The sequence below is a fragment of the Bradyrhizobium sp. Ken64 genome (assembly GCF_055807555.1).
In genome coordinates this window covers 24,095-41,070 of sequence record NZ_JBVVPA010000008.1, presented here as the reverse complement: position 1 = coordinate 41,070, position 16,976 = coordinate 24,095, and the positions used below count along the sequence as shown (strand labels likewise).

General features: G+C 64.1%; 17 protein-coding genes. 9 read left to right on the top strand and 8 right to left on the bottom strand.

Translation table 11 applies throughout. The features are described 5' to 3' along the window. Window positions 1-41: 41 nt before the first annotated feature. Window positions 42-425: a DUF3597 domain-containing protein gene (locus AC0L2F_RS15715; protein WP_473248962.1), complete on the bottom strand. Its 384-nt coding sequence runs from the start codon at window positions 423-425 to the stop codon at window positions 42-44. Between the two features lie 331 nt (window positions 426-756). On the opposite strand from AC0L2F_RS15715, the gene AC0L2F_RS15710 reads away from it, so the two are divergent. The 7 genes from AC0L2F_RS15710 (at window position 757) to AC0L2F_RS15680 (ending at window position 7,835) form a co-directional block, all read left to right on the top strand. Continuing rightward, window positions 757-1,665: a DUF2189 domain-containing protein gene (locus AC0L2F_RS15710; RefSeq protein WP_007610673.1), complete on the top strand. Its 909-nt coding sequence runs from the start codon at window positions 757-759 to the stop codon at window positions 1,663-1,665. A 130-nt stretch (window positions 1,666-1,795) separates the two neighbouring features. Continuing rightward, window positions 1,796-2,620, top strand: coding sequence for a lytic murein transglycosylase (locus AC0L2F_RS15705; protein ID WP_473248961.1), 825 nt, complete (start codon window positions 1,796-1,798; stop codon window positions 2,618-2,620). Between the two features lie 471 nt (window positions 2,621-3,091). Further along, window positions 3,092-3,244: a DUF1127 domain-containing protein gene (locus AC0L2F_RS15700; protein WP_007590701.1), complete on the top strand. Its 153-nt coding sequence runs from the start codon at window positions 3,092-3,094 to the stop codon at window positions 3,242-3,244. A gap of 126 nt (window positions 3,245-3,370) precedes the next feature. Then, window positions 3,371-4,798 (top strand): methylenetetrahydrofolate--tRNA-(uracil(54)-C(5))-methyltransferase (FADH(2)-oxidizing) TrmFO, encoded by a 1,428-nt coding sequence (gene trmFO, locus AC0L2F_RS15695; RefSeq protein WP_473248960.1) that lies wholly within the window; start codon window positions 3,371-3,373, stop codon window positions 4,796-4,798. Between the two features lie 7 nt (window positions 4,799-4,805). Beyond that, a complete protein-coding gene (locus AC0L2F_RS15690; protein WP_473248959.1) occupies window positions 4,806-5,900 on the top strand; it encodes a serine/threonine protein kinase in 1,095 nt (364 codons plus the stop codon). An 88-nt stretch (window positions 5,901-5,988) separates the two neighbouring features. Continuing rightward, on the top strand, window positions 5,989-6,561 hold the full coding sequence (locus AC0L2F_RS15685) for a CAP domain-containing protein (protein WP_473248958.1): 573 nt from the start codon (window positions 5,989-5,991) through the stop codon (window positions 6,559-6,561). Between the two features lie 95 nt (window positions 6,562-6,656). After that, complete coding sequence (locus AC0L2F_RS15680) at window positions 6,657-7,835, top strand: aminotransferase class V-fold PLP-dependent enzyme (RefSeq protein ID WP_473248957.1); 1,179 nt, start codon at window positions 6,657-6,659, stop codon at window positions 7,833-7,835. Between the two features lie 69 nt (window positions 7,836-7,904). Here AC0L2F_RS15680 and AC0L2F_RS15675 read toward each other — a convergent pair whose 3' ends face one another. After that, a complete protein-coding gene (locus AC0L2F_RS15675; RefSeq protein ID WP_007610684.1) occupies window positions 7,905-8,366 on the bottom strand; it encodes a cupin domain-containing protein in 462 nt (153 codons plus the stop codon). A gap of 126 nt (window positions 8,367-8,492) precedes the next feature. On the opposite strand from AC0L2F_RS15675, the gene AC0L2F_RS15670 reads away from it, so the two are divergent. After that, window positions 8,493-10,046: a winged helix-turn-helix domain-containing tetratricopeptide repeat protein gene (locus tag AC0L2F_RS15670; protein WP_473248956.1), complete on the top strand. Its 1,554-nt coding sequence runs from the start codon at window positions 8,493-8,495 to the stop codon at window positions 10,044-10,046. A gap of 12 nt (window positions 10,047-10,058) precedes the next feature. Here the strand turns inward: AC0L2F_RS15670 and AC0L2F_RS15665 are convergent, their stop codons facing one another. The 6 genes from AC0L2F_RS15665 to yajC are packed head-to-tail and all read right to left on the bottom strand — an operon-like array spanning window position 10,059 to window position 15,724. After that, complete coding sequence (locus AC0L2F_RS15665) at window positions 10,059-11,303, bottom strand: threonine ammonia-lyase (protein WP_473248955.1); 1,245 nt, start codon at window positions 11,301-11,303, stop codon at window positions 10,059-10,061. A gap of 45 nt (window positions 11,304-11,348) precedes the next feature. Next, window positions 11,349-12,212: a phytoene/squalene synthase family protein gene (locus AC0L2F_RS15660; RefSeq protein WP_473248953.1), complete on the bottom strand. Its 864-nt coding sequence runs from the start codon at window positions 12,210-12,212 to the stop codon at window positions 11,349-11,351. Next, window positions 12,209-12,592 carry an Mth938-like domain-containing protein gene (locus AC0L2F_RS15655; RefSeq protein ID WP_007590678.1) on the bottom strand — a complete coding sequence of 128 codons (384 nt, stop codon included), beginning with the start codon at window positions 12,590-12,592 and terminating at the stop codon, window positions 12,209-12,211. The genes AC0L2F_RS15660 and AC0L2F_RS15655 overlap by 4 nt, the downstream gene beginning before the upstream one ends. A 60-nt stretch (window positions 12,593-12,652) precedes the next feature. Continuing rightward, window positions 12,653-13,678 carry a protein translocase subunit SecF gene (gene secF, locus AC0L2F_RS15650; RefSeq protein ID WP_007610698.1) on the bottom strand — a complete coding sequence of 342 codons (1,026 nt, stop codon included), beginning with the start codon at window positions 13,676-13,678 and terminating at the stop codon, window positions 12,653-12,655. A gap of 16 nt (window positions 13,679-13,694) precedes the next feature. Further along, on the bottom strand, window positions 13,695-15,299 hold the full coding sequence (gene secD, locus AC0L2F_RS15645) for a protein translocase subunit SecD (RefSeq protein ID WP_007610700.1): 1,605 nt from the start codon (window positions 15,297-15,299) through the stop codon (window positions 13,695-13,697). A gap of 59 nt (window positions 15,300-15,358) precedes the next feature. Then, window positions 15,359-15,724, bottom strand: coding sequence for a preprotein translocase subunit YajC (gene yajC, locus AC0L2F_RS15640; RefSeq protein WP_007610701.1), 366 nt, complete (start codon window positions 15,722-15,724; stop codon window positions 15,359-15,361). A gap of 180 nt (window positions 15,725-15,904) precedes the next feature. Here yajC and AC0L2F_RS15635 point away from each other — a divergent pair, with 180 nt between their 5' ends. Continuing rightward, window positions 15,905-16,945 carry an ATP-binding protein gene (locus AC0L2F_RS15635; RefSeq protein ID WP_473248952.1) on the top strand — a complete coding sequence of 347 codons (1,041 nt, stop codon included), beginning with the start codon at window positions 15,905-15,907 and terminating at the stop codon, window positions 16,943-16,945. Window positions 16,946-16,976 lie beyond the last annotated feature (31 nt).

The window sequence follows — 16,976 nt, the reverse complement described above, 5'->3', positions numbered from 1 at the left end:
CCGCGCGATCGCGGGCCCTTGGGTTATGACCGGGCGATCGGTCAGTGCTTGATCTCCGGCGGCAGCTTGCCGCCATTCGCGGCGAGCTTGGACATCACCTGCTTGTGCAGCCAGACGTTCATGGTCGCGGAATCGTTGGTGTCGCCGCTGTAGCCGAGCTCCTTGGCGAGGTCCTTGCGCGCAGCGAGGCTGGAATCGATGTCGAGCGCCTTCATGAGGTCGACGATCGAGGTGCGCCATTCCAGCTTCTCGCCCTTGTGCGCGGCGACCGCCGCGTCGACGATCGAGGCAACGTCCACCGCGGGCGCCGATCCGCTCGGCGCGGCCCCTGCGGGCGCGCTGCCCGACGGTGCGCTGCCCGCGGGCGCGGCGGAAGCTGGATGGCTACCGAAGATCGCGCCCATAATTTTCCCGAAAATGCTCATGTCTGCTCCCCGAAAAGGACCCGTGGAAGGGCCTTGAGCGGCCCTTATAGACCAAGTTGCGTCATTGCGCCCGCGAAGTTCCGCGAACCAACACGCAGCATCAGCTTATCTGCGGCGAAATGACGGCCGAATGACATCGTCGAGGTTGCGCTGCGGCATCGAATCTCACCCAAGCGTGAGGGACAGGACTCGCAAATGGGCGTACGCTTGACGTTCAGTTCGCGATGCCATCCAGAATTCGCGTCTGGTCGGGATCGCGAAACTCAGAATAGCGGCCGCTTGCGCCGTTGCTGGCGCCAGATGCGGCCGCATGGCAAGGGAGCTAGCGACCATGGCCACACTCTACCAGGGCAATGTCCCAACTATGGGCCAGACCGCCGAAGCGGCTGGACCGGTGATCCGAACCATCCAACTCTCCGATCTGCACGATGCGCTCAAGCGCGGCTGGGAAGATTTCAAGGCGGTGCCGAGCCACGCCATCATCCTCTGCGTGATCTATCCTGTGCTGGGCCTCGTGCTCGCCCGCGTGGTGATGGGCTATTCAGTGCTGCCGTTGTTGTTTCCGCTGGCCGCGGGCTTCGCGCTGATCGGCCCGTTCGCCGCTCTCGGTCTCTACGAGCTCTCCAGCCGGCGCGAGCGCTATGAAGAGGCCAGCGCCTGGGATGCCATGGAGGTGCTGCGTTCGCCCTCCTTCGGCGCCATGCTCGGTCTCGGCGCGCTGCTGCTAGCCCTGTTCGTGACCTGGGTTGCGACCGCGCAGGCGATCTACGTCGCCGCTTTCGGCTATGAAGGCGCATCCGGGATATCGGATTTTCTGACGCGCGTTCTCACGAGCCGGCAAGGCTGGTGGCTGATCGTGGTCGGCTGCGGCACCGGCTTCCTGTTCGCCCTTGCCGCTCTCTGCATCAGTGCTGTGTCGTTCCCGCTGATGCTCGACCGCCATGCCGGCGCGTTCGAGGCCATGGTGACGTCGTTGCGCGTCGTCGCGAAGAACCCGGTGCCGATGGCGGCCTGGGGCCTGATCGTAGCCGTCCTGCTGGCGCTGGGCACGATTCCCGCCTTCCTCGGCCTTGCCGTGGTGGTCCCCGTGCTCGGCCATGCCACCTGGCATCTCTACCGCAAGGTGATCGCGGCCGATCCGGGCGCGCGTCCGGTGCCGCCTCCCCCGCATCGTCCACGCAAGCCGGCCGCCGATTTCCCCGCCAACCTCTTCCCTTGGCGCAATCGGTCCGACGCCTGACGATATCGTGACATGCGATCCTGCCCCGGTGCGGGCAGGATCGCGCACTGTCATACGCCTTGCTTTGGCCGCGGTTACCATCGAGATTGCGCCCGCCGGTCAGATCACTTCACGGAATTTATTTGCTCGAATGACCCCGACGATTTCTCGTCTCGCCCTCGCAGCTTTAGCCATCACCGCGTCCATCCTATCCGCTCAGCCAGCGCTCGCCGCTGTTGCCTGCGGTTCGGGCAATTTCGACGCGTGGCTTGCAGACTTCAAAACCGACGCCGCGGCCAAAGGCGTCTCGCCACAGGCCATTTCCGCCGGGCTCGCTGGTGTGACGCTCGATCAGAACGTGCTCAACCGCGACCGCTCGCAGAAGGTCTTCAGCCAAACCTTCGAGGAATTTTCCGGCCGCATGGTGCCGCCGCGCATGACGCGCGGCTCCAACATGATGAAGCAATACGGCTCGGTGCTGTCGCGTATCGAGCAGACCTACGGCGTGCCTGGCGAGGTGCTGGTCGCGATCTGGGGTCTCGAGACCGATTTCGGCATCAATACCGGCAAGTTCGCGACCATCCGCTCACTGGCGACGCTGGCGTATGACTGCCGGCGCGCCGAGCAATTTCGCGCCGAGCTGTTGGATGCGCTCCGCATCGTCCAGCGCGGCGACCTCGCACCGGCCGAGATGAAGGGCGCCTGGGCCGGCGAGCTCGGACAGACCCAGTTCATGCCGTCGTCATGGATGAAATACGCCGTCGATTTCGACGGCAATGGCAAGCGCGATCTCCTGCACAGCGCCCCCGACGTGCTCGCCTCCACCGCGAACTACCTTGCCGGCTATGGGTGGCAGAAGGCTAAGGATTGGCAGCCGGGCAGTCCGAATTTCGCGGTGCTGCAGCAGTGGAACAAGAGCGAGGTCTACTCGAAGACCATCGCTTATTTTGCTACCCAGCTCGCGCGCGCCCCCTAGCAGCCCCATAGTTCGGCGCGTGTGCACTGCAACCAGCGCCCTCGTCATGTCGATCCGCCGGTCCAGTCGCACCGCTGCCCACGGCTGGCGAAGTGTACCGCACGTGCCGGTAAATGAATTATGATTCATTTCTGATACTCAACAAGCATGCGATTCGCGCATGCGAGACTTGGGTATAGGAGCTAGGCAATCAGCTTGCAGACAACCTAAAAGCAACCTATTTGCACTTAAATGGAACCGACTGAACTGCGATAAATCCGTGAATTAACGGGCATTTTTAGCACTCCTTTTCCCGTTCCGCCCACTCTTTGGGCGGGAGTGCTCCTGGGTTAATCTCCCGTTACCAATGCCATGCACCCAGCGCTTAGCTGCATCGCAACATCGGAACTTTCGCACTGCACCACTCTCACCTATATTCATTTCAACGATGAGGCTCGGGCAAGAGCTGAATCGAACTACAGGAGACTACCAATGCTGCTCTCGCTCATCCGCATGATCCAGGCTTTCCGGGACTATCAGCGCAATGTTGCCGAGCTGTCCCAGCTCAGCGATCGCGAGCTGGCCGATATCGGCCTCGATCGCTCGGACATCCCGCGCGTTGCCGCCGGTCAGTATCAGGGCTGATATCGTTCAGCCCTTAACCGGACGAACCGATAGCGCCCGCCTCGTGCGGGCGTTGTCGTATCTGAAGGCAGAAAACTCGATCTCGGCGATTCCACTGATCGCCGAAAAGCGCTACCTGTCCGCCCCATGACAGGACCCCAATCCAATACCGTGCACGTGATCGGCGCAGGCCTTGCCGGCTCCGAAGCCGCCTGGCAAGTGGCCAAAGCCGGCGTCCCCGTGATGCTGCACGAGATGCGGCCGAGCCGGATGACCGAAGCGCACCGCACCGACGGGCTCGCCGAACTCGTCTGCTCCAATTCGTTTCGGTCGGACGACGCCGCCAATAACGCCGTCGGCCTGCTCCATGCGGAGATGCGCCGCCTCGATTCGCTGATCATGCGCGCGGCCGATGCCAACCAGGTGCCCGCCGGCGGCGCGCTGGCGGTCGACCGCGACGGCTTCTCAGCAGCCGTCACCAAGGCGCTGAACGACCATCCCCTGATCGAGATCGCCCGCGACGAGGTCGCAGGCCTGCCGCCGGCCGAGTGGAGCAACGTCATCGTTGCGACGGGCCCCCTCACCTCGGCGCCGCTGGCCGACGCGATCCGCGAGTTGACCGACGAGAACGCCCTCGCCTTCTTCGACGCGATCGCGCCGATCGTGCACCGCGAATCCATCGACATGTCAGTGGCCTGGTTCCAGTCGCGCTACGATAAGGTCGGTCCCGGCGGCACCGGCGCCGACTACATCAACTGCCCGATGACAAAGGAGCAGTATGACGGCTTCGTCGCCGCGCTGGTGGCCGGCGAGAAGACCGAGTTCAAGGAATGGGAGACCAACACGCCCTATTTCGACGGCTGCCTGCCGATCGAGGTCATGGCGGAACGCGGCGCCGAGACTCTTCGCCACGGGCCGATGAAGCCGGTCGGCCTCACCAATCCGCACGATCCCACCACAAAAGCCTACGCGATCGTGCAGCTGCGCCAGGACAACAAGCTCGGCACGCTCTACAACATTGTCGGCTTCCAGACGAAACTGAAATACGGCGAGCAGCAACGCATTTTCCGCACCATTCCTGGGCTGGAGAACGCTGAATTCGCTCGCCTCGGCGGCCTGCATCGCAACACCTTCCTCAACTCGCCAAAGCTGCTCGACGGCCAGTTGCGCCTTCGCGCGCAGCCGCGGCTGCGCTTTGCCGGCCAGATGACGGGCTGCGAGGGCTATGTGGAATCCGCCAGCATCGGCCTGATCGCCGGCCTCTATGCGGCGGCGGACGTGCGCGGCGAGACGCTTGCGAGTCCGCCGGGCACGACCGCGCTCGGATCCCTGCTCGGCCACATCACCGGCGGCCATATCGAGACCATCGAGCCCGGCACGCGCTCGTTCCAGCCGATGAACATCAATTTCGGCCTGTTCCCGCCGCTCGCCAGCGCACCGACGAAGAAGCCCGACGGAAGCCGGCTGCGCGGGAACGAGAAGACGGTGGCCAAGAAGCAGGCGATGAGCGCGCTGGCGCTCGCCGATCTCGATCGCTGGATCGCCGATCATCTGCGCATTGCCGCCGCGGCGTGAGTTTTCGATGAACCTTCCCAAAGACGACGCCGCGACACTGTCGGCGCGCTGGACCGAGGGCGTGCTGCTCAAGCGCGACGTGTTCTCGACCGTCGAGCGCGGCCGATTCCGTGGCGACAACAGCGAAGTCGACGCGGTGCTGCGCCGCCTCGACGAGGTGCCGTGGTGGTCATTCGCTTTGGCGCGCCATCTGTTCGCTCGCGAAAAGCATGCGCTGGTGCTCGCCAAGGGGCTGAACGTCGGCCCCGAGCTGCTGTGGGCCGGACGCCGCGCGCTGGTGCGCGGCTTCGTCGATGGTGTCGCGCTGCATCTGGCCAAACCGCATGGCGACCTCGCCTATTTTCGCTCGGCCAAGGCCGCGCTGCGCCGGCTGCGCCGCGCCGGCATCTGCCACAACGATCTTGCCAAGGAACAGAACTGGCTGGTCGGCCGCGACGGGCGCGCCTACGTGACCGACTTTCAGCTCGCGGCCTGCTTCGAACGTCGCGGCCGGCTTTACCGAATCCTGGCCTATGAAGATCTCCGGCATCTGCTCAAGCACAAGCGCTCCTACGCGCCTGAAGCGCTGACGCCGCGCGAGCGCAAGATCCTGGCGAAGAAGTCGTTCGCCGCCAGCCTTTGGCTCGCCACCGGCAAGAAGGTCTATCGGGCAATCACGCGCGGCCTGTTCAACTTCACCGATCGTGAAGGCGGCGGCCGCCGGCTCGTCAACGACGCACCGGTGCTGGCGGAACTGATCCGCAAGAACCCCGCCGTGCGCGACACCGCCATCGTCGCCTTTGCCGACCGCCGCTCCGGTGTCGGGCTCTATGCCTTCGTCGAAGCCGATCAGGCCGCGCTCGAAGGCCAGTTGCGGAACGAGCTCACCGCCGCCAAGGGGCCGAAGCCGCCGGAACACATCCAGGTCGTGCACGCGCTGCCACGCAATCCGGACGGCAAGCCGCGCACGGAGATCCTGCAACTGGTCGCCATGAACCAGCTCGACCTGATCGAGCCGATGATGAAGAACGACCAGGACCGCGCCTTCCTCAAGGACATCCTGGAGCAGCGCAAGAACCTGCGCGACCGCTTCAATTTCGAGGCCGACCTGCCGGCGGGCTAGCATGGTGGACCACGCCTTGAAGCGTCCACATTGGCGATAGAGAAGCGATCGGATAATTCGGGGCTTGGCGGGAGGACTTGGCGGGGTCATGGGCATTCGGGGGACAATGGTGCATCGTGTGGTTGGCAGCCTGATCGCCGGCCTTCTGCTGCTCGCCACCACGCCCGCAATGGCCGAGGCTCCGGCCGAGCTGATCTCCAGCTTCCGCCTCAAGCATGGTGAGGTCCGCGTCGTCCGCGATTCGACCCTCGACCGCATCGCCATGGACCAGGCGCGCGCGATGGCGACGAAGGACGACCTCAGTCACGACGCCCTCGGCCCGTTCAACCGCCGCGTCGCACCGGCCGGCGCAGGCCGCGCCGCCGAGAACATCGCCTACGGCTACGACAATTTCGAGAAGACCCTCGGACAGTGGATCGACTCGTCGGGACACCGCAAGAATTTGCTGCTGCACAACGCTTCCCGCGTGGGGATCGCGAGCGCGAAAAACGCCAGCGGCAAACGTACCTATTGGGCGATGGTGATCGCCGGCGACTACGAACCGAAGGGCAAAGGCAAGAAGGACAAGGAGCCCCTGGTTGCCGTGAAACGCGAAGCCGCTCCTGCAAGCAAGCCCAAATCCGGCGGCTGCCACATCAAGCTGCTCGGCCTCTGCATTTAAGACCAAGCCCGATCTGAGACCAAGCCCGGCCATCTTGCCCGCATCCCTCGACGCGTTTAATCCATGCACGAGGATCGCGAGACGCGGAGGTATGGATGATGGATATCGACCGAATTCGTTGCGACACCCCGGCTGCCTCTCGGCTCGCCTATCTCCACAACGCGGGCGCGGCGCTGATGTCGGCGCCGGTTGTTGCGGCGATGAAGGAACACATCGATCTGGAGAGCGAGATCGGAGGCTATGCCGCCGCCGACCGTGAGGCGCCCCGGCTTGAATCCGTCTACGGCTCAGTGGCCCGCCTGCTGAATGCCGCGCCTGATGAGATCGCCCTCATGGAGAACGCGACGGTTGCCTGGCAGATGGCGTTCTACGCGCTTCCATTTCGTCAGGGCGACCGGATCCTGACCGCCGAGGCGGAGTACGCTGCCAACTATGTCGCCTTTCTCCAGGTCGCCAAGCGAACAGGCGTCTCGATCGACATCGTGCCGAGCGATGCTAGCGGCGAGCTCGACGTTGACGCGCTCGAACGCATGATCGATGGGCGCGTGAAGCTGATTGCGATCACATGGGTTCCGACCAATGGCGGGCTGGTCAATCCGGCTGCGGCCGTCGGCAAGATCGCACGAGCGCGAGGCATTCCTTATCTGCTCGACGCCTGCCAGGCGGTCGGACAGATGTCGGTCGACGTCGAGGCCATCGGCTGTGACATGTTGTCGGCGACTGGACGTAAATTCCTCCGCGGCCCGCGCGGCACCGGCTTCCTCTACGTCCGCCGCGCGATGCTGCAGCAGCTCGAACCGCCAATGATCGACCACTTCGCCGCACCCTGGGTCTCCCGGGACGCTTATCGGCTGCGTGACGATGCGCGTCGTTTCGAGACTTGGGAGAACAACTACGCAGCCCGGCTTGGGCTGGGCACGGCTGTCGATTATGCCCTCGATATCGGGATCGGCCCCATCGAGCAGCGTTGCCGCATGTTGGCGGACCGCCTAAGGGGCGGCCTTGCGACCATTCGCGGCATCAGAGTTCGCGACCTCGGACGCGCGCCGGGAGCCATCGTCAGCTTCACGGTGGAAGGGTACGAGGCGGACACGATCGTCAGCGACGCGGCCGCCGCCGGCATCACGATCGGTGCGTCAGATCCATCGAGCACGCGCATCGATGCCGAAATTCGCGCGCTGCCCCCGGTGGTGCGCGCCTCCCCGCATTACTACAATACGGAAGCCGAGATCGATCGGCTGATCGCCCACCTGGAAGCTTTGACGCCCCGATAGCAAGGCGCAAGAACCTGCTCGACCGAATCGAGTTCGAAGCCGATCCGCCGTCGCCCCAGCACATGGCCTTCAACCTTTCGTTGTCAGCGCCGACAGCTGGTCGGTGTCGAAACGGGCGCGCAATTCACTGATGGCTTTCGCGTCCGGGGCTCCGCTTGCGGTCAGCTTGGCCAATTCCTCGAAGTAGCGTTCGTGTCCCGGTGGAGAGACCGTCATGAGCACGCGCGCTGGCTTCTCGCTGACGTTGGTGATGTTGTGCGGGACGCCGGGGGGAATGAAGAGATAGGTCCCCGGTGCCGCTCGGACGACTTCGTCACCGACATGCCATTCGCACTCGCCCTCCAGCATGTAGAAGGTCTCTTCCTGCACGCGATGAACGTGCCGGCCTGTGGCGAACCCTGCCGGTATCGTCCAGTCGAACATGCTGGTGTGCTTTGTATCTTCGCCGGTTACCAGGAAGGCCATCGGTTGACCGCGCAGCATGATTCCCTTGGTCTCGCCGGACCTGCGGATGAGCGGTTTGGCGTTCATGTGACCCTCCATGGCTCGGTGCGGCTCTGCTGAAAATCACGCCATGGTGATCCAGCGGCTCCTGAAAGTGGTGAAGCCGTTCGGAAAACATTGCAAAAAACCTCCGAAATGTGCCCTTCTTTGGCAATGGCCATGATCCTTGAATTTGGTCCATTCCGTCTCGACGCCGATGCAGGAATCCTTTTCCACGGTGCCGAGCCGATCCCCCTCGGCCAGCGAGCCGTCCTGCTCTTGGCCCTGCTCGTGCAACGGGCCGGCGCGCCGGTGTCCAAGGAAGCCTTGATCGAGGCGGCGTGGCCTGCCCAGGCAATCGAGGACAGTAATTTGACCGTCCAAATCGCTGCTGTGCGGCGCATTTTGGCAGATATCTCTGGAGAGGCCCGCTGGATCGAGACCCTGCCACGGCGTGGCTATCGCTATGTGGGTCCCTCCGTTACGACGTCCCATCGGGATCACGCATCCGCCGCCTCCGCAGCGCCATCGCTGATGTTGCCTGACAGGCCGTCAATCGCGGTCTTGCCCTTCGCGAACCTGAGCGGTGATGCAGAGCAAGACTACTTTGCCGAAGGGATGGTCGACGACATCATCACCGGACTGTCGCGCATCAACTGGCTGTTCGTAATCGCGCGGAATTCGACGTTCATATACAAGGGCCGTGCGGTAGACTTGAAACAGGTCGGCCGCGAGCTTGGCGTCCGGTATGTGCTGGAAGGCAGCGTCCGGAAGACCGGCACAACGGTCCGCATCACTGGTCAGTTGATCGATACGTCGACCGGCGGGCATGTGTGGGCCGAGCGCTACGACCGCGGGTCCGAGGACGTTTTCGCCCTCCAGGATGACATCGCCCTATCGGTCGTCGGCGCCATTGCGCCGAGCCTGCGGCGCGCCGAATTCAACAGGGTCAAGCGCCAACGGCCCGACAGCCTCGATGCCTATGATCTTGTCCTGCGGGCCCAGCCGGATGTCGATTCCGGAATGCCAGAGCAGGTCACGCAAGCCCTTGTGCTGCTCGCACGTTCGATCGCGCTTGAGCCCACGTATGCGCTAGCGCACGGCAATGCCGCAATGTGCCACCATTGCCTGTTCCTTCGAGCCGGTTTGCAGGCGGTCAATCGGGCCGCGTCGATCCATCATGCACGGTCGGCTCTGATCCACGGACAGGATGACGCGCTTGCTCTCACCCTTGCGGCTTTTTCGATCGGCATGGATGGGCACGATCGTTCCGCAGCATTCACTGCACTCGACGCCGCACTCGCCATCAGCCCATCATCGGCGCTGACCTACATCCTCGGCAGCGTCATGCTCGGCTGGAGCGGCGAAGCCGACCGCGCCATCGAGTGGAGCGAAAGGGGCGTGCGGCTCAGTCCGTTCGATCCCTGGGCCTTTGCTGCGTTCGACGCGCAAGCCATGGGTCACTTCCACCGCGGTCGATATGAAGAAGCATGTCGTGCGGCCTACCGGTCGGTTCAGGCCAATCCTCGACACAGCATTACCTATGTGCAACTGGCTGCGGCGCTCGCAAAGCTCGGACGTCTGGAAGAAGCGAGGGCGGCGGCCGCCCGGGTGCTCGAGTTGCACCCGACGTTTCGCTACAGCCGGCAGTTCTCAGGCGTTAACTGTTCCCCGTCGCTTGCGTCGTCCCTTGGCGAGGCGCTTCGTGCCGCCGGCCTGCCGGAATAACGGTCGCGCCAATCAGGTACAGCGCGCACTCAATCCGGATGCGCCAAGCTTCGCCATGACCTCGTCGAGATGGGCGCTGTCGCGGGTCTCGATCACCAACTGCAGCAACGTCGCCTTGGCCGGAAGATCCGAGAAGGTGCGCTGGTGCGAGACCTCGATGATGTTGGCGCCGGCCTCGGCCAGCAGTGCCGCGACCGCAGCCAGTTGGCCGGGCCTGTCGGGGATGTCGAGCGACAGCTGGGTGAGCCGTCCCTCGCGCGCCAACTCGCGGGTCAGGACCGATGCGATCAGCCGTGTATCAATATTTCCGCCGCTCAGCACCAGCCCGACCTTCTGGCCGGCGAAACGGGACGGGTCGGACATCAGCGCGGCGAGACCGGCGGCCCCGGCGCCTTCGACGACCGTCTTCTCGATCGAGATCAGGGTCGCCACCGCGCGCTCAAGCTCGGCTTCGTTGACGAGCGCAATGTCGTCGACGAGGCGGCGGACGATTTCGGCCGTGATCTTGCCGGGCGATTTCACCGCGATGCCTTCCGCGAGCGTGTCGCCGCGTGCCGGCAGATTGCCGTCATGGATGGCGTTGTACATCGAGGGGTAGAGCCAGGCCTCGACGCCGAGGATCCGCAGCGACGGCTTGATCGATTTCGCGGCAATGGCGATCCCGCTGATCAGGCCACCGCCGCCGATCGGGACGACCAGCGTATCGAGCTCCGGCACTGCCTTGAGTATTTCCAGCCCGACAGTGCCCTGCCCCGCGATCACAAGCGGATCGTCATAAGGATGGACGAAAATCATGCCATGGGCTTCGCCGTGGCTGCGCGCACACGCGGCCGCCTCCTCCAGCGTGGCGCCCGTCACCACCACCTCGGCGCCGTGATGCCTGGTGTTCTCGACCTTCACCATGGGCGTGCCGACCGGCATGACGATGGTGGCGGGGATGCCGAGCCGCTTGGCGTGATAGGCGACGCCCTGCGCGTGATTACCCGCCGACATCGCGACGACGCCCCGCGCGCGCTCCTCCGGCGTCAGCGCCTTGAGGCGGTTGAGCGCGCCGCGCTCCTTGAACGAGGACGTGAACTGGAGGTTCTCGAATTTCAGCCAGATGTCGCAGCCGCAGATATGGCTCAGCGTGCGGCTGTAGCTACAGGGCGTCTCGACGACGGCGCCGCGGATCGTCTCGGCGGCGGCATGGATGTCATCCGGTCCGACCGGAAGGCCGCTGAGATCAGAGGAGATGCTTTGGGACAACTCAGCCATAGGACAGCATAGAGCATTTGCCCGGCTCCGGCGATAAGCCAACGGCTATTTGGTAAATTCCCGCGAACGTGAAGCCCGCCAAAGCGTCCACAGCGTACGCAGCCGCGACGATGGCTGCGGCGTAAAAGGATTGCGCCCGGGCTGCGACAGGCGCTTGAGGTCGGCCCGCGCTTGTCCGAGCGGAAGGAACGCTGGACGCACTGATGCCGGCACCTCCACCAGCAGCGACAAGGCCGTCGTCAAATGTTGCCGCGCCTCGGCCGAGAGCTGGTCCAGCGCGGCGCGCAAGTTTGGCGTCTCCTTGCCGGCGAAGACGTCTTCCACGTCGCAATCGTGGCTCGCCAGCACCTGCTGCGGCAGGAACAATTGCCGGCGCGCCGCATCGCGCGGCAGATTGGCGATGACCTCTACGATGCCCTGCGCCAGCCCGGCATGGCGGGCGAGATGCTCGGCCGCCTCCGACGATGGTCCCATGATCCGGGCGGCGAGATCGAACAGCGCCGATGAGGTCGCCGCGAGGTAGCCCTCCAGCGCCGCCATTGTTGGCATTGGGTCGTTGTAGAGATCGAATTGATGCTCGTCGGCGAGTAGCGACAGCGGTTCGACCGGCAGGTCGAAATCACGGATTGCGCGGAGCAGCTCCGCCGCCACCGGATTGCCCTCGGCGCTGCCATGGACCTGGCCCGACAGCATGTCGGTCCACCATTGCAGGCGGATTTCACCGGGCAATGGCTGGGTCACCTGGTCGCGGACGCGGACGATCTCGACATTGAAGGCATAGAGCGCCAGCAGCGCGCGGCGCTCGGCAGCAGGCGCGAACAGGGTCGCGGCATAGCGCGGAAAGTCGTGGCTGCGCACGAGGTCAGCACAGAACGCGGCAGAATCCGGCGGCGGCACAGAGCCACTCATGGCACGGCGATCAGCGCGGCCGCGACGCGCCGCCGTTCGCCGATCATGATGTTGTAGGTACGCACGGCCGGACCGGTCTGCATCGTATCCAGAACCACCCTCGCCGCTTTGAGCGCCTGGCGCAGTTCCGCCGGCGGCAGCCAGACCCCGGTTCCGGTGCCGATCAGGAGCGTATCGATGCTGTTGGCGGACTTGAAGACCCGATCCAGCGAATAGCGGTCGATCTTCGCGGGGTCCGTTATGTCCCAGGCCCAGATCGCGTCGGGCAAGCAAAGCAGCGATCCCCGATGCGACATGCCGGCAAAGGCAAAGCCGCCCTTGCCATAAGCTTCGATCGGCGCCGAGCGGGGGAAATGCGGTGCGTTGGGATCGCCGGCCATGAGCTTCGTCCGAATGAGCCTACTGCCCTCGCAAACTCCTGCGAGGGCATGCGGTTCGGATCATGCCTTGCTTTTCTTCGTCGGCGTAGCCTTATCGACCGCATCTTCGCGATGCTCGCCGACGCCGAGATAGATCAGGATCGGGGCCGCAATGAAGATCGAGGTATAGGTGCCGACCAGCACCACGCCGAACATCATCACCGCGGTGAAGCTGTGGATGGCATGGCCACCGAACAGCAGCAGGGCCAGCAGCGCCAGCGTCACGGTGAAATGGGTGATGATCGAGCGCGACAGGGTCGAGTTGATGGACTCGTTGAGGAGCTGCGGCATCGGCATCTTCTTGTAGCGCCGCAGCATTTCACGGATGCGGTCGTAGATGACGACGGTGTCGTTGAGTGAATAGCCCAAAATGGTCAGAAGCGCCGCGATGCTGGTCAGGTCGAAATCGACTTGGCTGATCGACATGAAGCCGATCGTCAGCACGATGTCGTGCACGTTGGCGATCATGGCGCCGAGCGCGAACTGCCACTCGAAGCGGAACCAGAGATAGACCAGGATCGAGACGATCGCCAGCATCAGGCCGAGCATGCCGTAGCTCAGCAGTTCGCCGGAGACACGCGGCCCCACCACCTCGACGCGGCGATAGTCCACGGAGTCGCCGAGGGCAGCGCGGACCTTGTCGACAGCTGCCTGCTGCGCCTTGTCGCCGCCCGGCTGCTCGGCAACGCGAAGCAGCACGTCGGCGGGGCCGCCGAATTGCTGCAGCTGGACTTCTCCGAGGCCCAGACTGCCGAGGGTGGACCGCATCTGCGCAATGTCCGCCGTGCCTGACTTGGCACGCACCTCCATCAGGGTGCCACCCTTGAAGTCGATGCCGAAATTCAGGCCGTGCGTGAAGAACAGCACGATGGCGAGGATCGAGAGCGTCGCCGAGATCGGGAACGAGATGCGGCGGAACTGGGTGAAGTCGAAATGCGTGTCATCCGGCACGATGCGCAGCGACGGCAGCAGCCCGAGCACGCTGACCACGGTCAGCACGGCAATAACGACGCCGAGGGAGATGAGAACGATTTGAGTAGTGGTCACGGCCGGCCTCGAATGATCAAATCGGCACGGTCTTCGGCCGCTTCCACTGCACCCACCATGCGACGATCAGGCGGGTCATTGTGAAGGCGGTGAAGACGGTGGTGATGATGCCAATGCCGAGCGTCACTGCGAAGCCGCGCACCGGACCGGTGCCGATCATGAACAGCACTGCAGCGGCGATGAAGGTGGTGATATTGGAGTCGAGAATGGTGGCAAGCGCCCGCTTGAAGCCTGCGTCGATCGCCGATATCGGGCTTCTCCCGCCGCGCAATTCCTCGCGGATGCGCTCATAGATCAGCACGTTGGAGTCGACCGCGATACCGACCGTGAGCACGATGCCGGCGATGCCCGGCAGGGTCAGCGTGGCGCTGAGCAGCGACAGCAGGCCGAAGATCATGGCGACGTTGATACAGACGGCGATGTTGGCGAACACGCCGAACAGCCGATACGTCAACAGCATGAACACGACGACCATGATCGAACCGACATAGGCAGCAAGTTCACCCTTCTCGATCGAGTCCTGGCCGAGGCCCGGCCCGACAGTGCGTTCCTCCACGACAGTCAGTGGCGCCGGCAGCGCGCCGGCGCGCAAGAGGATCGCGAGGTCGTTGGCCGACTGCACGGTGAAACTGCCGGAGATCTGGCCCTGGCCGCCGGTGATCGGCTCGCGAATGACCGGGGCGGAGATCACCTTGTTGTCGAGAATGATTGCGAAGCGCAGCCCGACATTCTCCTGCGTGGCCTGCGCAAACTTGCGCGCACCCGAGCTATTGAACTTGAAGCTGACGACCGGCTCATTGCTACGCTGGTCGAAGGTCGCCTGGGCGTCGGTTAGATCGCCGCCCGCAACCAGCACCTGCTTCTTGACCACCTCGCCGGGCGGCGGCGGCGAGGCGCTCGGCAGGTACTCGGTGTCCGGCGGCAACGTGCCCTGCTGCGCCTGGTCTGGCGGCACCGAGGGATCGACCATGCGGAATTCCAGCTTCGCAGTCTTGCCCAGCAGCTCCTTCAGGCGGGTCGGATCCTGAAGGCCGGGGACCTGCACCAGGATGCGGTCGTTACCCTGACGCTGGATGATAGGCTCGACGGTGCCAAGCTCGTTGACGCGCTTCTCGACGATTTGGATCGACTGCTCGATGGTCTTGCGCAAACGGTCGAGCATCGCGCCCTGCGGGATGCTCAGGCGGATCAATCCGCCCCCGGCGTCAGTCACTTCGAGGTCGCGCTGACCGCTGGATCCCATCAGGCCGCCGAGCGGCTGGGCCAAATCACGCAGCTTGGCCAGCGCCGGCTGCTGGTCGGATTCCTTGGTGATGCGAACCTCGGCCGCGTCGTTGCGCACGGTGACGCCGCCGGTAAAGCCGATCTTGGCCTCGCGCAGCACGCGACGGACGTCGTCGCGGATCTGATCGAGCTTTTCCTTCTTCACATAGTTGGAATCGACCTCGAGCAGCAAAGAGGAGCCGCCCTGGAGATCGAGGCCGAGCACGAGCTTCCGCTGCGCCCAGGCGGGCCAGGTCTTGACCTGCGCTTCGGAGAAGAAGTTCGGGACCGCGCAGAGGCACACGATCAGCGCCGTCAGGATAATCCCGAGCGCCTTCCACCGCGTGAAATACAACATCGACTGGACCTGTCAGATCAGGAGATTTGCAGGAAAACTTGAGAGACTCGCGGAAGCACTTACTTCGACGCGGCGTCTTCCTTGGCGCTTTCCTTGGATTCCTTGGCCGGCTCCCCCTTGGCGCGCACGCCGGAGACCATCGAGCGCATCTGCCGCACCCGCACGCCATCGGCGATCTCGAACTCGATCTGGTCGTCGTCGACGACCTTGGTGACCTTGCCGACGAGACCGCCCGAGGTCACCACGGTGTCGCCGCGGCGGATGTTTTTCACGAGGTCGGCGTGGTCACGGACCTTCTTCTGCTGCGGACGCAGAATCAGGAAGTACATGATCACGAAGATCAGGGCGAACGGCAGCAGCGACATCAACATGCCGCTGGTGTCGCCGGCGCCCGCAGCCTGGGCATACGCAGGGGTAATCAGCATTCGGACGATCCTCGTGAGAACGGGGGAAAACCGGTCAGGCCCAGATGGCGACCGGTTCGGTCAAATTCGCGCGGACTATAGCGGCCATTGCCCCAATTGCAACGCTGCCAGACCGCCCTTTTAGCCACCTTGCGGCGCGCGCTCAGGCCCGATAAGGCTGCATTCTCAGGAACTTCGGACATGCCCCAAAAACCAAGCAAAAGCCCGGCCGGCAAAGGCCCCCGCACCCCTGCCGCGAAACCAGCCGGCGTCGCGGCAAAACGTCCCAAGGCGGCCGTCAAAGCGGCTTTCAAGACGATTTCCAAGGCGACTTCCAAGACGACTTCGAAGGCCAACCAAAGCGTCTCCCAGGAGCGCATCGTTCGCGCGCTGGAGACGATCGCGGCGCACCTCGCCGCTCAAGGCAAGCCCGCCGCCGAACGCGAATCGTTCAAGCAGGCGGACGCTTTCGTCTGGCATCCGGACGGCCGTCTTGCGGCGGTGCCGCGCGTCAGCCGCGTCGAACTGTTCCTGCTCAAGGGCGTCGATCGGATGCGCGACATCCTGATGGAGAACACCGAGCGCTTCGCCAACGGATTGCCCGCCAACAACGCGCTGCTCTGGGGCGCGCGCGGCATGGGCAAGTCGTCGCTGGTGAAAGCGGCGCATGCCAGCATCAACGCGGAGCGCAAACCGGCCGACAGACTGAAGCTGATCGAGATTCATCGCGAGGACATCGAAAGCCTGCCGGCGCTCATGGAGCAGCTACGCGCCTCGTCCTTCCGCTTCATCGTGTTCTGCGACGATCTCTCCTTCGACGGCAATGATGCGTCCTACAAATCGCTCAAGGCGGTGCTGGAAGGTGGCATCGAAGGTCGGCCGGAGAACGTCATCCTCTACGCCACCTCCAACCGCCGCCATCTGCTGGCGCGCGAGATGATCGAGAACGAGCGCTCGACCGCGATCAATCCCGGCGAAGCCGTCGAGGAGAAGGTCTCGCTGTCGGATCGCTTTGGCCTCTGGCTTGGCTTCCACCGCTGCAGCCAGGACGAATATCTCGCCATGGTGCGGGGCTATTGCAGCCATTTCGGCGTCAAGGTCGACGATGACGCGCTGGAGCGCGAGGCACTTGAATGGTCGACGACGCGCGGTTCGCGCTCGGGCCGCGTCGCCTGGCAGTTCGTGCAGGAGCTTGCGGGCCGGCTCGGCGTGAAGCTGACGGCGACGTGGCCACAGTCATAGCCCAACCCAAAACTGTCATCGCCCGCGAAAG